Here is a 13994-nt window from a genome sequence, read left to right as displayed (position 1 = left end):
CTATGCACAAAAAAACAGGCGCAGCGTTACTCTCGGTAGTCGTTCCGGGACTGGGCCAGTTCTATAACCGCCAGTGGCTAAAAGGATTGGTATTTCTGCTGGTGGGGTCTATCGGGATTTATTTTATCTTTCATGATCTGATTGGTTATTTACGTGGTTTGAGCACACTTGGTGAATTTCCTAGCCGTATGGTGAAGGTTGGGAAGCTGACCCGGATGGTGGAAGGTGATCACTCCATTTTTATGATGATTGACGGTTTGATAGCTTTATTGGCATTGCTCTTTTACTCAGCCTTTCATGTCCTGAATATTAGAGATGCCTTCCTGGTTGGAGCTGCGCGGGAAGGGAAGGAGCCTATTCATTCATTTGTTGAGTCGCTCAGACATATGGGCCGCAGGAATTTCGCATATCTCGTACTCGCGATACCTTTTGTAGCTGTAGTTTTTCTGACAATATTACCGCTAGTTTTTTCAGTGCTCTTGGCATTTACGAACTATGCTGACCCGATTCTTCCGCCCGCGCATCTGGTGGATTGGGTAGGATTCGGAAATTTTAAGAAGATGCTTAGTCTGGATGTTTGGAGTTCTACCTTTAGCGGCGTGCTAACTTGGACACTGATCTGGGCGGTAATTGCCACCGTGACGACTTACATTGGGGGAGTGCTCGTTGCTGTGCTTATTCACCAACCCCGTGTTCGGTGTAAAAAGCTTTGGCGCACTCTTCTGATCGTTCCCTTCGCCATCCCTAATATGATTTCTCTGCTCGTTATGCGCAATATGTTCAATAATCAGTTTGGACCGATTAATAGTTATTTAAGAGCTATGGGACTGGACGGGGTGGCATGGCTGACCGATCCGTTCTGGGCCAAGGTTACAGTTATTCTGGCTAATATGTGGATCGGGATTCCCGTTACCATGATTTTAGCCTTTGGGGTACTGACAACGATTCCAAGAGATATGTACGAAGCGGCTGAAGTGGATGGCGCTGGGGCATTCTACAAATTTCGCATGGTCACACTACCCATGGTGTTGTTCGCTACCGCCCCTATCCTGATCATGCAGTTTGCCGGTAACATTAACAGCTTTAACGTCATTTATCTAATGACAAATGGAGAACCGGTTAATCCTAATTACCAGTACGCGGGCCATACCGATCTACTGGTGACTTGGCTCTACAAACTGGCGCTTAACCAGTCACAGTACAGCTTTGCCTCTGTCATCGGAATTGTCATCTTCCTGCTGGTCGCGACCTTCTCCATTTGGAGCTACCGCCGAACGCGATCCTACAAAGAGGAGGATATGATTGCATGAAGCCAAAACTGTCGGAAGCGTTAAAAACGATTGGAACCCATTTGCTGCTAATTGTACTTAGTTTTATTAGTCTTTTCCCGGCTTTCTGGATTATTATGTCTTCTTTCAAGACAGGAAACAGCCTGTTCAGTGACTCTTTGATTCCTAAACAATTTACCATCATTCATTACAAGGAACTGTTTGAACAGACTAAATATTTGATATGGTTCATGAATACGCTAAAGGTTGCAGTGCTGTCTACGCTACTTGGTACCTTTCTGCTGCTGTTAACTTCGTATGCCATCTCTCGTTATCGATTCACGGGCAGAAAAACGACACTGACCGCGCTCCTAGTTCTACAAATGTTTCCGGGATTTATGGCTATGATTGCAGTTTACGTGCTGCTGAATACACTTGGGCTGCTGAATTCCCACTGGGCGCTTGTGCTTGTATACAGCAGCGGGGCCATTATCACGAATGTATTTGTGGCTAAAGGTTTTTTTGATACCATTCCAAAAAGTCTGGAAGATGCTGCGCGGATGGACGGGGCGAGCCATATGAAAGTTTTTCTCTCTATAATGATCCCGCTGTCCAAACCAATGCTTACCTATGCCAGTCTAATGATATTTAACGGCTGCTTTGTGGATTTCATTTTCGCTGACCTTGTATTACGTACGGAAGAGACGAGGACGCTAGCTGTCGGGCTTTTCCGGATGGTGAATCAAAGCAACTCGACCGAATTCACGTTGTTCGCCGCTGGAGCGGTGCTGGTTGCTCTGCCGGTCACGCTGCTGTTCATTTTCCTTCAGCGTTTTTTGGTGGATGGTCTGACCGCGGGTGCAAGCAAGGGATAGATCGATTTGTGCTCCTCTTTACAGCAGTACTGAATTCCATGAAAACCACTTCCTTTTCAGAAGAGTAAGAATCTGAGGAGGGAGTGGTTTTTTAATTTTGAAAGCTGCATGCTGTGTACCTGTCATTAGAATTTATTGCTTATGGAATTGATTTTGGGTGGTTACTAAAATCTTCTTAGTGTGGAGAGGATTGAAGAATGATGAAAATAGGAGTAGAATTCCTCATGGAACTAACACTTAAGGGAGTATGTCTGTACAAATAAATCCCCGGAGCACGGGGTTATTTTCTAGCATTAATTAATGTAGAATCCTGATAAATCCTTGTGAGTTATAGAGCACCATGAGAAAAGAGGAGAAATATAATGGAAACAGTATTAGTACGAGAATATCGGTCAGATTTGCTGGAATGTGTTCATAGTGGACATATTGCCATCGTAGGAGAAAATGGTGATGTGAAGGGATATGCAGGTGATCCTGAGTTTGTATCCTTTACTCGTTCAGCGGCCAAACCACTTCAGGCTATTCCAGGCATACGTGGAGGAATCGCGGAGCATTATGGTTTTACACCCGCTGAGATTGCCCTAATGACTGCTTCGCACCGTGGAGAGAGCTATCATGTTGCTGCGCTTGAGAGCATTTCCACCAAGATTGGCATCGATGAGCAACAAATGATATGTGCCACAAGCTATCCTCTGGATTATACGAGTAGAGAGAATGCCATTCGCGGCGCGGGCAAAAGAAAGTTCTATCATAACTGTGCAGGTAAGCATATGGGGATTTTATCGTATAGTAAGCTCAAAGGGCTGCCGCTTGAGGAATACTCACAGCCGGAGCAAACGGTTCAGCGTGAGATTATAGATACCATTGCTTATATGGCTGGCGTAGCCCCAGATAGTATTGGCCTAGGTACGGACGGATGCGGTCTGCCGGTATTTGCTATGCCTTTGACAGCTTTGGCGACCGCGTATTTGAAATTAGCCAATCCTCATTTAATTGCTGACGAGGCTACCCGCAAGGCGGTTTCTACGATCACGGCGGCGATGAATGCACATCCGGAAATGGTTTCTGGTCACGGACGACTCGATTCAATTCTTTTAGAAGATGACAATATTATTGCTAAGGGTGGATTTAAGGGCGTATATTGCTTCGGCTTGCGCCGTGAACGACTGGGTATTGCCTTTAAGATTCTGGATGGATCAGAAGAAGAGTGGGGACTTATTGTACAGGGGATTCTAAATCAGATTGGATACAGTCAGAAAAATACTTTGGAAAAGCTGCGTCATGCATTTTCAGGTGTGATCTACAATGACGGTGGTACACGGGTAGGCCATGCCGATACAGAATTCCAGCTTCATTTCATAAAATAAGCGCATAGGGAAAGAGCCTCTCGACTACGTATCCATCCTCTGGATACGTAAGCGAGAGGCTCTTTTTTTACCTGCAGAACAATTATTTCTGACGTAGGCGTCCGAGTTCAGAGACGAGCGCTTCCACCTGAGAAATACTGAGTCTATCGCTGCTCATGGCTACCTCATAGACATCGAAGATATCCTCATATTTATCTACTGAAAAAGCAGAGGCTTGCATCGCTGCAGCACTAGCCATTTTCAGCTTGTTCTTGATGGCCTCGATCATATATTCAACATTTTCCTGACTAGGTTGTGTTAAATCCATTGGTTATTAACATCCTCTCTGTATACTGATCCATGTATTTTACCATGATTGTGAGCTTGATCACCATTTTTTTGTCGAGCCCACAGAAATCATGTTAAATTAAAGGCATGAAATCAAAAATATCATCGAAGGGAGGAAAGGGATTGGCAATTAGAGAACAAGGAAGCGGAAAACGAAGCAAATTGGACGATGTAGGATTAGTGTCCTTTTTTATGGAAATTGCTGCACTGCATTCCGCTGAGAAAGTCACATTTCTGTGTATCGGAACGGATCGTTCTACAGGTGATGCCCTCGGTCCGTTAACAGGGAGCAAACTTCTGGAATATGGCTTTCCACACGTAATCGGTACGTTGCCATCTCCTTGCGATGCAGATAACTTGATGGCCAGAGTAGCTGAGATTCCATCGGAGCATATCATTATTGCTGTGGATGCCTGCCTAGGACCACCAGTAGCTCTCGGTTATTTCTTCGTTTCGAATGAGCCGCTTCAGCCAGCACAATCAGTGGGGGCTTGCCTTCCCGCAGTGGGGCATTATAGCTTGGCGGCGATTGTAGATATCAACGGTCCAAAACCCTATCGGACGCTGCAGACGACTCCACTACATAGAGTTATGGTTATGGCTGAACAAATTGCCGCCGCAGCAGCAAAAGGGTTTGGAATTGGGTATTAAGAATACGATGCCGGTTTCAAGGAGAGCTGTTTTGCTTAATAATAGATATTAGTTAATATATCTTAGTATTTTGGAAAGAGGGAAGCAGCCATGGAAAGAGTACGTTGTGACGGAAGCAATATTTGCTATAGCGATCAGGGGAAAGGCGAGGTTATTGTATTACTGCATGGCTTTTGTGGAAGTGCTGAATACTGGGAACAAGTCATTCCCATCTTAAGCAGCGACTACCGAGTGATTGCTCCCGATTTACGTGGTCATGGACCTTCTGAGGCTCCACTAGGCCCCTATACTATTGAACAAATGGCAGACGATGTTCTGGGCTTGTTAGATACACTGGAAATTTCTGAATGCACCATGCTGGGACATTCACTTGGTGGATATATTACACTTTCGTTCGCGCAGCGGTATGCCTCTCGATTGAAGGGCTTCGGATTAATCCATTCTACGGCATATCCGGATAGTGAAGAAGCTCGGGAGAATCGATTGAAAAGTGTCAGCAGGATTCAAAATGAAGGTATTACTCCTTTTGTGGACAGCTTTGTCCCGGGGATTTTTGCTAAAGCAACCGCTTCTACATCACCGCACTTGCTGGAGCGAGCAAAAGAAATTGGTTACAAAACACCTCCACAAGGAGCAGCGGGAGCTGCACTGGCGATGCGCGAGCGTCCGGATCGACGTGATGTGATCACAGCTACCACGTTGCCGGTACTACTTGTTGCTGGCGAGCAGGATGAACTGATTCCTGCGGAGCGCACCTTCACTTCGGATAAACCAAATATAACGCAAGCTACGATTTCTGGAGCAGGCCACATGAGCCTGTTTGAAGCTCCTGAACGGCTAGCTGAGGTTATCAAGGAATTCACCCAAGCTACGGGTAGTATTAACAGTCATTCGTGATCGCTGAAATAATAATTCAAAAAGAGGCAGCTCCGCGTCAAAGTAACTGGCGTGGGCTGCCTCTTTTTCTGAAAAATAATTTATTATATCTCTAAAGTACGACAACGTCGTTTCATCTTGGGAGACTATTGAAATTTGCGGATGGAGGGAACGCTTAACACCACCCCAATACATGTCATTCCTAGTCCGGCAAAGATAGCTATGGTTGTTACGCCTCCAATGAGGTCAGCCAACCAACCTACAAGGATATACCCAATGGGCAGCAACGCGAAGGAGCCTAGCAGATCTAGACTAGCAACACGGCCGAATGCTTCCTGAGGTACGAGCTCTTGCAGACTAATCTCCCAAATGAGCCCAAAGATCATTAGACCGAAGCCTTCGAGAGCAAATAGGGCAATTGCGCTAATGGCGTTCGGAGCAAAGGGGAGAAGTAGTAGCGCCAGACCGCTTAGGAAAGCACCTCCGTAAGCCATGAACCCTCGATGATTCCACTTGGGTCTCATGCCGAACAGCAGTCCTCCAATAATCGCACCTACTCCTGAGAAAGTGACTGCAAGTCCATAAATATAGGGCTCCCAGCCATGATGCACTTTAAAAAGCCAAGGTACAAGAATACTTGTAATACCGGCATAACAAATGTTGATGAATGAAAAAGCCAAAATCGTAATCCACAACCAAGGCTGACTCCGCAATACCGCGATCCCCTCCATGAAATCCTGTTTCCAATTCGGAGAAGATTCCAAGGGCTGTGCAATAGATGATGTAGGGGGCTTAGCTATTTCAGAATTTGATTTGTTTAGTAGTACTTTTCGTAAATAAATCAGACAGACTAGGGACATTAAGTAAGTAAAAGCATCCATCCCAAATCCTACACCTGCCGATAAATGAGTAATCAATATCCCGCCAAGGGCAGGACCAATAAGGCGTACGGTCTGAGTAGTCATTTGAGTTAGCGCATTAGCGGCAACACGAATATTTGGCGTGAAGATTGTTGCACGGACTGCTGCATAAGCAGGTTGAAACAGACCATCAAGCAAACCATAAAAGCCTACCAATACAAGTAGAAGCGGGATTGTCAAAACCCCGATCAAAGAAAGAGCGGCAGTTGCCAGCATGATTAAGAACCGAGCAATATCAGCCAGCATCATAATCTTTACACGGTCATAGCGGTCTACGATATGGCCAGAGATAGGAAGCATTATTATATTTGGCAGCATGTAGACGGCCATTACGATGCCCATAATCGTTGTAGATCCAGTTAAGGAATAGACTAAGACAGGTAAAATAACCATCGTAACTGAACTTCCTAGAAATGAAATCAAGTGACCTAGCCATAGAAAAGGGAAAGCACGTGATTCGGCAAATGGAGCAGCGAATCCCCGGAATGGGTTACGGCTTTTAGATTCAGTAGTATTTGCAGAGATCATGAATAGGTATTGCCTCCTATGTATTCATCCTTGATTGGTGGGGTCAAGTATATTTTAACTTGGCATTTTGTGTAAATAAGAAGAAGGGTCTTGATCATTCCTTTTCTTATAATTGCTTTAGTGGCATAGCGTAGTGCAATGGTTTAAGATAAATGAATAGAACATATATAATAGCCGGATACACAAGCTTTACAGTTACAGTATGGAAAAGGGGGAAGTTCATGTTCCGAAGAGACTATATTGTCCGGATGATCGAAGATATGACGGCGATGGTTGCAAAGGTTCTAACGCTGAAGCAGGAGCGGAAGACAACGGAAGCCTTATGGGAAATTGATGAGCTGTTGAACCGACATTTTCCACTGAACTCACGTCTTTTAAACTCACTATCTGTAGAAGATATCATAGATATGTTCCGTTTTAACGGGGTGTTGGAGTCAGATAAGCTTCAAGGTGTTGCCAAACTGCTTAAGGAAGAGGGCAGCATTTATGCTGCTAGCGGTGATCATGATGCAGCGCTATTCAGAAGCATGAGGGCACTGCATTTATACTTGTACGCAGATTTGCACGGCGCTGATCGAGAACTGCTGCAGATGACAGCTGATATCGATGAACTCCTGGAGGAAGTCAAAGCATATCGTCTCCCGGCCAAGACGGAACGGCTGCTGCTAGTTTATATGGAGTCGATCGGGCATTACAGCAGAGCGGAGGACAGTCTGTACCGACTATGGGAGCAGGGGGAGAATGTCTCGCTGGAAGGCGATCAATTGTACAGACGTCTGCTGCTTAAATCACCGGAAGAATTGGAACAAGGCTCGCTTCCTATACTTGAAGTGGAACAAGGATGGAAAGAGTGGAACCGGATCACAGAAGTTCGGAGGGAGTCGGAAGCCTAGTGAATACACCTTTATTTATTATCGATGCCTTTGCAGGAAAAGCTTATTCAGGAAACCCGGCGGCAGTATGCTTGCTGAAGCATCCAGTTGATGAGGTATTCATGCTGAAGACAGCAGCAGAAATGAATTTGTCAGAGACGGCCTTTCTCTGGCCAGAGAATGATGGATATCGCCTGCGTTGGTTCACGCCCAAGACTGAGGTTAATTTATGTGGTCATGCTACTCTAGCTAGTGCACATGTATTGTGGGGAGCGGGATTGCTGGACCCCGATGTGGAGGCTAGATTCTATACACGCAGCGGGTTGCTTAGAGCTTCTCGTGCAGGTGATCTGATCTCACTGTACTTTCCGCCTTATGAGCTTAAGTCTTCTCCTACAATTCCAGGTCTTACAGAAGCACTTGGTATTACAGAGGAAAATATAGTGGAAACTATGTTATATGCTGACAATGTGCTTGTGCGACTCGATCAGGAATCCCTAGTTCGCGAACTTAGCCCCGACTTCGGGGCTTTATCCCGACTTGAAGGGAGAGCCTTCGCGGTAACTGCAGTTAGCTCCACGGAAGGCATAGATTGTGTGTCACGGTTCTTTGCACCGAAGATGGGGGTAAATGAGGATCCGGTCACAGGCTCAGCGCATACTGCGCTGGCACCTTTTTGGGCTACTCGACTCAACAGTACGCAGTTGACCGCCTATCAGGCTTCCGAACGGGGAGGTTTGCTTCAACTTGAGGTAAGCAAAGATCAGATTAAGATGTCTGGCCGTGCAATAACTATCGTTAGTGGAGAGCTGCATGTGAAGCCCTGCTAGGATACCTCTTGTAGAGCCGTGATATAATGAAACGATGATGGTTAGGAGACATAGATTCTCCATTTTTAATCCCGAAAGTGAGATGTGCGTTGTGGAATCTTTAACAGCTCTTATTGAACAACTGATAAGTGACCGTACTTTGATTATGGCAACCCTAAGTCAAGTACGTTATAAAGGGGAGACTTGTACGAAAGTACAGGTTAAACCTATTGAACTAAAGGGTAAGCTGCATTATCAGTTTGCATCTTATATTGGTACAAAGGTTGAACATCGTAACGTACCGGCTGAATTAGCGGCGGAGGAAATGACTCTTCTATTCAGAGAGACATTCCGCCAAGGTCTGCTATGTACAGTAGAAGCGGATTATCAGGTACTGATTAGCAAGAAATTTAAAGTATCGATCCTTACCAAGTCTCCCACTAAAAAAGAAGAGCCGGATCTAGCGCATAATCGCCGTAAGCGTTATGTGCTGGAAGATGGGGACCCTGTACCCTTTCTCGTGGAGCTCGGCATTATGAATAGAGAAGGTAAAGTGCTTGCTAAACGATATGATAAGTTTCGGCAGATCAACCGATTCTTGGAGATGGTCGAGGATGTACTTACCGATCTTCCAACTGGGCGACCATTGACGATCGTTGATTTTGGCTGTGGTAAATCGTATTTGACCTTTGCGCTTTATCACTATCTGACCGTTCGCAAGAAGCGGGATCTCAATATTATAGGACTAGATTTGAAAGCTGATGTCATTGAGCATTGCAACGAGCTTGCTGCGAAGATCGGTTACGATCACTTGAAGTTCCTTGTGGGTGACATTGCCGAGTACAATGAGCTGGATCGGGTAGATATGGTTATAACGCTTCATGCTTGTGACACTGCTACAGATGCTGCACTCGAAAAAGCAGTACGCTGGGGGGCCTCCGTCATCCTGTCTGTCCCTTGCTGCCAGCACGAATTATTCGCACAGATTGAGAATGAAGTAATGAGTCCTATGTTGTCGCATGGGATACTGAAGGAGCGTTTCTCCGCCTTGGCTACGGATGCCATCCGTGCCAAATTACTCGATATGATGGGCTATAGCAGCCAGCTGCTGGAATTCATCGACCTGGAGAATACACCTAAGAACATTTTGATCCGCGCCGTTAAGAGCTCAGGCGGTGATAACTCCGTCAAATGGCGTGAATATACCGCATTCCGTGACTTTATAGGGGCGAAGCCTTATCTTGAGCGCGTATGCGCTGACCTGCTTCCGGGTGAAAGTTCGGTGGAGGGGTAACACGACATTTTAGGAGCGGTAAATTGGTTTAGTTGTATTTTATGCAGCTAGATAAGCTCTGAAGGTGCTTTACTATGAATTAGTTGCACTCTGTACACTTAAAAACGGATAATTGTCCTCATCTGGCAGGATTCTCGAAAAATAGTTGTATATTATGCAATTAAACTAGGAAGCCGTAGCGAATATCAGAGGTCAGTTGTATTTTTTGCAACTTAATAGTTTTTTTAATGAGAATTGGAATCGTAAAAGATAGTGGGCTGTTAAGGCGAGGTAATTTAGTTGTATTTTGTGCAACAGAATATGCTTTGAAGCTACTTTTTAAGGATTTAATTGCACTTTGTACACTCTAAAACGAATAATACTCCGTATTTGGCGGTATTTTCGCGAAACGGTTGCACATAATACAATTAAAATGAAACTAGGCAGCGAATTAAACAGATCTATTGTACTTTTTACAACTAAATAGCTCATGTTGAGCATTAGGGCGGTGCAGCTCCTTCGTGGAGAGGTATCGTCCTTTTTGTATTCTAGTTTTGCAAAGGGGAAATGTGGAAAGGATAAAGATAACTTAACGATTACAGGGGTATCTATATGTGGAACGTTAACAAAGCGCGGAGTCTGGATTCATTAATCATATATTTTAGTGCAGCCTTAGTAATCGCAGCCGGAGTAGGAGCTTGTTTGCTGCGGGGATTTTTTTTTACGGAGGAGATGTATCCCTTTCTGGTCCTATGGTTTGTGATGTGCTCTGCGATTTTGCTTTATTTGTACATTGGAGTGGGGAAGTGGAGAGGCAGCGTGTGGGGAATAAGTGGGGTACCCATAGTTGTGAGAATAATTCTGATCGTACCTTTGCTAGTTCTATCACTCTATCTGATTCATTGGCTAGGAGAACCTCTTTCGGCACAGGGAACAATGAATGAAATGTTACGTTGGGGCTTGTATGCCAGCTTTGCATTTTTGGTTTGTTTTTGCGCGTTGAATCGGGTGGGGCGTCAGCTTATCATTGCGTCTTGGTCCATTTTGGGTATGTTCTTAAGCATGAGTGCTCTGCTGGCAGTGTGCGGGGTGGTAGAGTTACCTTTTGCTGTAGCCTATAGTAATTCATCGGAAGTAAGCATCACAGGTGCCAGATTAGCAGGGGTGATGGAATATCCTAATGCTTTTGGAGCTGTGATGGCTATCTTTCTACTGGAGCGGCTGTTTGCTGCCGCTGCTTATTATGTAACTCCGCAGAAGAGTGCGAAGAAGCGGGTAGCAGGAGAGCGGGTGATTGGGCGAGAGTGTAAACAGACAGGGCAAGAGTATGCTGGGGAAGGACTACGGAGTAACGAGACAGGTTCAAAGTGCGTAGAGGTGGAACGTAGGAGCGAAAAGAAATGGTCAAAGTGCGAAACGGTAAGCGTGAACGTAGGGGATGGACGCGTAGGTGTGGAGCAGCTAGAAACGGTAAGCACGGCCGCCGCGCTGCTGCGCTTGCTGCCGCTGTTCCCGTACGCCGCCGCGCTGCTCCTCAGCGAGTCGCGCGGCGCGTGGCTGACGGCGGCTTGCGCCTGCGCCGCCGTCTTGCTCTTGAAGCGGCAGCTCATTGCGCCGCTTCTTGCCGCTGGCGCCGCGCCTATGGTCGCCGCGGCGCTGCTCTACCGCCAACTGGCCCGTGCCGGGTTGGCGGTAGAGCCTTTGCCCGGCCTGCTGTTGCTGGCCGGGCTTTGGGCCGGCGCGCTGCTAGCCGGCCTATGGCTGTACCGCCGCCAGCGCAGTGCGGCGGGCAGTGCCCGAGCCGCCATGCTGGCATTGGCGGCGGCAGGTTGGACGGCGGCGGGCACCGCCGTCCTCTTGCACGTGCGCGAGCGGATCACCGGACCGTCATCGACGGTATCCGCGCGTGGTCTGTTCTACCGCGACGCCTGGCGGCTGGCGGCAGAGGCACCTTGGCTGGGGCGCGGGGGCGAGACTTGGCGGAGCTCATACCTCGCCGCCCAGTCTCGCCCCTATGTAGGCAGCCAGGTGCATAGCGGTTATCTCGACATCCTGTTGAACCTAGGATTTGTCGGCCTTGCAGCCATACTGCTTATGCTGCTAGCAGCAGGCTGGCTGCTGGCTAAGAGCGTGCCGCGGCTGCTGCCGCCATTTTTGGTTATCGTTCTACACAGCGCAGTCGATTTTGACTGGAGCTACGGATTAATCTGGCTGCTGCTTTTTTGGCTGCCAGCACTTGCGCTAGCTGAATATAAGCAGGAATATCAATCAGCGACAACCCGCTTTATAACCAAAAGTTCACTCATAACTCATTCCGCATCCGCGACCCTGCCGCCAGCTCACTCGCCTTCCGCGAACTTGCAGACCATGCATTCTACGTCCGTGAATATGCAGACCATGGATTCCGCATTCGCGAACCGGCTTAATTCCGTCTACCCATATTTTCGCGGGCTACTCATTACTGTAGCCGGTTCCTTTTGTCTCGTGCTATTCGTGTTGTCCTTTCAGGCCGCCCAAGGAGAGAGGTACTACCGGCAAGCAGTTCAGACGGTTGATTCCTTGGAGAAGGTTAGTTTGCTGCAACAATCACTAGCGTGGAATCCTCGGTCTTCTAGAACAGCTATAGTATTATCTAGGCTGCTTACGGGCGAAAAGAGCGTGAGAATACTCCGGCAGAGCTTGCAATACTCTCCAGAGAATCCAGGTTTGAGCTGGGAAATGGCTGGACGGTGGATGTACAGTGATGATCCGGTAGCTGCACTATATTGGGTACGCCGAAGTCTTCGACTAGATAAATACAACAATGCGAAGTGGGTCAAAGGGATTGAAGGCATGCTTATGATGGGCCGGAAAAAGTTAGCGGAAGGGAATCGAAAGGAAGCTATGAACTGTATTGCCTCGGGGAATGAGCTTTTGCGGCAGTATAGAGTGTTGGTGGAATTCGAGGCTAGCAAAGGGGAGCAGCATAATGATCGAAAGTTCCATATGACAGAACAAGCCGACGACCTTAGTCGGCGGCTTAGTGTATTAGCTTCAAGATTTTAACTGACGCGAGATGATCCAGGAATACAGGACAGGGACAATAATAGCAAGCACAAGTGCTGTAATAATAAGAGCCTGAGACAAGACTCCGCTCAAGAAGGCTCCCCCAAAAATAAGCAACCCACCGACCATCCACATTCTCCCGGAAAGGCGATGTGTTTTTCGCCACACCTCTGGGCTGGAGAGCGTCCAGGCTGTACGAACACCGAATAAATAATTATCTTTTACCTGTGGCATGTAGTTGCCGAGCGCAATAAACATCACTCCGACAGCTCCTATAGCAATTTTGCCCACATTAATATCTTTACCCAGACCGTAAGCAACCGTGAGCACGAGCATTAGATTAAAAAGCACACCAATAGCAAGTCTGCTCATGGCATAGGCATTTTCGAACTTCTTGTAATTTTCCCGTTTAGGATCGATGCTGCGGGTGAACTGCATGATCAGCGGAAGCACAATGCCTAAAATACCCCACAAGGGAATAGCTATACTTTTATCCCAGTACCGGTTGACCTTACCCGTAATTCCCCACTGCGCGGGCAGCTCCTGTGGGAGCTTGCCGTAATTGATTAAAGCGTAAGACAGTGAAGCTAAACCTAAGACTACGATCAGCGTATCTTGCCATCTCCATTTAAAATCCTTCATCGTCAATCAGCCTCCTTCTCAGAATCAGTATTCTGACGACTTTGCTTTCCCGTACCTGTTAGCTCAAGCATCCAGCCAAGAACCTCTTCGAGAACCGTCGTATTTAATGAATACATAATGAATTGACCTTTTCTTTCATCCTGTACGAGATCGGCATGCTTCAGTGCATTCAGATGGTGAGAAATGCTTGGCTTAGACATGTTGAAAAAATCGGCAATTTCACCTGCGGTTCGGTCTTTCTCCTTTAGTAACCGAATGATTTGGCGACGGGTAGGGTCAGCTAGTGCTTTGAAAGATTCATTCATGTTCCACCCAGCCTTTCGATATTTAGGTAATTATCTAAATATATAATAACCATTTATTATATGATGTGTCAATGTGTATTCGCCTCCTTATAACTGCAAACAAAAGTGTCATCGAATCTTAGAAATTATCGGCGTTTGAACCTCTGTCCATGCTAATACTAACTGTGGGCATGTACTCGATAAATAGATCGAATCAAACAAGAGGTGGAGTGGACACATGATGCTGGATGGACCGC

At 46.6% G+C, this 13994-nt stretch carries 13 protein-coding genes; 9 read left to right on the top strand and 4 right to left on the bottom strand.

Annotation, left to right across the window (positions count from 1 at the left end):
• Window positions 1-2: 2 nt before the first annotated feature.
• The 3 genes from ACN6MV_RS27305 (at window position 3) to ACN6MV_RS27295 (ending at window position 3510) form a co-directional block, all read left to right on the top strand.
• A complete protein-coding gene (locus ACN6MV_RS27305) occupies window positions 3-1310 on the top strand; it encodes an ABC transporter permease subunit (protein WP_419885259.1) in 1308 nt (435 codons plus the stop codon).
• Window positions 1307-2143: a sugar ABC transporter permease gene (locus ACN6MV_RS27300; RefSeq protein ID WP_076120269.1), complete on the top strand. Its 837-nt coding sequence runs from the start codon at window positions 1307-1309 to the stop codon at window positions 2141-2143. Before ACN6MV_RS27305 ends, ACN6MV_RS27300 begins: the two co-directional genes overlap by 4 nt.
• Before the next feature lie 362 nt (window positions 2144-2505).
• A complete protein-coding gene (locus ACN6MV_RS27295; RefSeq protein ID WP_042131037.1) occupies window positions 2506-3510 on the top strand; it encodes an asparaginase in 1005 nt (334 codons plus the stop codon).
• Window positions 3511-3592: 82 nt separating this feature from the next.
• Here the strand turns inward: ACN6MV_RS27295 and ACN6MV_RS27290 are convergent, their stop codons facing one another.
• Window positions 3593-3817 (bottom strand): DUF1128 domain-containing protein, encoded by a 225-nt coding sequence (locus ACN6MV_RS27290; protein ID WP_042131036.1) that lies wholly within the window; start codon window positions 3815-3817, stop codon window positions 3593-3595.
• A 143-nt stretch (window positions 3818-3960) separates the two neighbouring features.
• Here ACN6MV_RS27290 and yyaC point away from each other — a divergent pair, with 143 nt between their 5' ends.
• The gene (yyaC, locus tag ACN6MV_RS27285; RefSeq protein WP_042131035.1) at window positions 3961-4488 is read left to right on the top strand and encodes a spore protease YyaC; all 528 of its coding nucleotides are present in this window, start codon (window positions 3961-3963) and stop codon (window positions 4486-4488) included.
• A 90-nt stretch (window positions 4489-4578) separates the two neighbouring features.
• The gene (locus tag ACN6MV_RS27280) at window positions 4579-5385 is read left to right on the top strand and encodes an alpha/beta fold hydrolase (RefSeq protein ID WP_419885258.1); all 807 of its coding nucleotides are present in this window, start codon (window positions 4579-4581) and stop codon (window positions 5383-5385) included.
• Between the two features lie 125 nt (window positions 5386-5510).
• Here ACN6MV_RS27280 and ACN6MV_RS27275 read toward each other — a convergent pair whose 3' ends face one another.
• Window positions 5511-6812 (bottom strand): MFS transporter, encoded by a 1302-nt coding sequence (locus ACN6MV_RS27275; RefSeq protein ID WP_042131033.1) that lies wholly within the window; start codon window positions 6810-6812, stop codon window positions 5511-5513.
• A 221-nt stretch (window positions 6813-7033) separates the two neighbouring features.
• Between ACN6MV_RS27275 and ACN6MV_RS27270 the strand changes: the two genes are divergently transcribed.
• The 4 genes from ACN6MV_RS27270 (at window position 7034) to ACN6MV_RS27255 (ending at window position 12811) form a co-directional block, all read left to right on the top strand.
• On the top strand, window positions 7034-7705 hold the full coding sequence (locus ACN6MV_RS27270) for a DUF6483 family protein (protein WP_419885257.1): 672 nt from the start codon (window positions 7034-7036) through the stop codon (window positions 7703-7705).
• Window positions 7705-8514, top strand: a complete 810-nt coding sequence (locus ACN6MV_RS27265) for a PhzF family phenazine biosynthesis protein (protein WP_419885256.1) — start codon at window positions 7705-7707, stop codon at window positions 8512-8514. The genes ACN6MV_RS27270 and ACN6MV_RS27265 overlap by 1 nt, the downstream gene beginning before the upstream one ends.
• 82 nt (window positions 8515-8596) lie before the next feature.
• Complete coding sequence (locus tag ACN6MV_RS27260; protein ID WP_419886822.1) at window positions 8597-9787, top strand: class I SAM-dependent methyltransferase; 1191 nt, start codon at window positions 8597-8599, stop codon at window positions 9785-9787.
• Between the two features lie 591 nt (window positions 9788-10378).
• A complete protein-coding gene (locus ACN6MV_RS27255; RefSeq protein WP_419885255.1) occupies window positions 10379-12811 on the top strand; it encodes an O-antigen ligase family protein in 2433 nt (810 codons plus the stop codon).
• Here the strand turns inward: ACN6MV_RS27255 and ACN6MV_RS27250 are convergent.
• Window positions 12800-13453 carry an SdpI family protein gene (locus ACN6MV_RS27250; RefSeq protein WP_419885254.1) on the bottom strand — a complete coding sequence of 218 codons (654 nt, stop codon included), beginning with the start codon at window positions 13451-13453 and terminating at the stop codon, window positions 12800-12802. The two genes, ACN6MV_RS27255 and ACN6MV_RS27250, sit on opposite strands and share 12 nt — an antisense overlap.
• Before the next feature lie 2 nt (window positions 13454-13455).
• The gene (locus ACN6MV_RS27245; protein WP_042131028.1) at window positions 13456-13758 is read right to left on the bottom strand and encodes an autorepressor SdpR family transcription factor; all 303 of its coding nucleotides are present in this window, start codon (window positions 13756-13758) and stop codon (window positions 13456-13458) included.
• Between the last annotated feature and the right edge of the window lie 236 nt (window positions 13759-13994).

Origin of the sequence: Paenibacillus sp. B-A-8 (assembly GCF_048572915.1) — a bacterium.
Classification (GTDB): Bacteria; Bacillota; Bacilli; order Paenibacillales; family Paenibacillaceae; genus Paenibacillus_AQ.
Note: the sequence above shows the minus strand (reverse complement) of the source record. Positions and strands in the feature narration are given on the sequence as shown.

Bases quoted from the DNA above. Each gene is read 5' to 3' on its own strand.
- ACN6MV_RS27305 (WP_419885259.1), top strand. From the start codon at position 3: ATGCACAAAAAAACAGGCGCAGCGTTACTCTCGGTAGTCGTTCCGGGA.
- ACN6MV_RS27300 (WP_076120269.1), top strand. From the start codon at position 1,307: ATGAAGCCAAAACTGTCGGAAGCGTTAAAAACGATTGGAACCCATTTG.
- ACN6MV_RS27295 (WP_042131037.1), top strand. From the start codon at position 2,506: ATGGAAACAGTATTAGTACGAGAATATCGGTCAGATTTGCTGGAATGT.
- ACN6MV_RS27290 (WP_042131036.1), bottom strand. From the start codon at position 3,817: ATGGATTTAACACAACCTAGTCAGGAAAATGTTGAATATATGATCGAG.
- ACN6MV_RS27280 (WP_419885258.1), top strand. From the start codon at position 4,579: ATGGAAAGAGTACGTTGTGACGGAAGCAATATTTGCTATAGCGATCAG.
- ACN6MV_RS27275 (WP_042131033.1), bottom strand. From the start codon at position 6,812: ATGATCTCTGCAAATACTACTGAATCTAAAAGCCGTAACCCATTCCGG.
- ACN6MV_RS27270 (WP_419885257.1), top strand. From the start codon at position 7,034: ATGTTCCGAAGAGACTATATTGTCCGGATGATCGAAGATATGACGGCG.
- ACN6MV_RS27260 (WP_419886822.1), top strand. From the start codon at position 8,597: ATGTGCGTTGTGGAATCTTTAACAGCTCTTATTGAACAACTGATAAGT.
- ACN6MV_RS27255 (WP_419885255.1), top strand. From the start codon at position 10,379: ATGTGGAACGTTAACAAAGCGCGGAGTCTGGATTCATTAATCATATAT.
- ACN6MV_RS27250 (WP_419885254.1), bottom strand. From the start codon at position 13,453: ATGAAGGATTTTAAATGGAGATGGCAAGATACGCTGATCGTAGTCTTA.
- ACN6MV_RS27245 (WP_042131028.1), bottom strand. From the start codon at position 13,758: ATGAATGAATCTTTCAAAGCACTAGCTGACCCTACCCGTCGCCAAATC.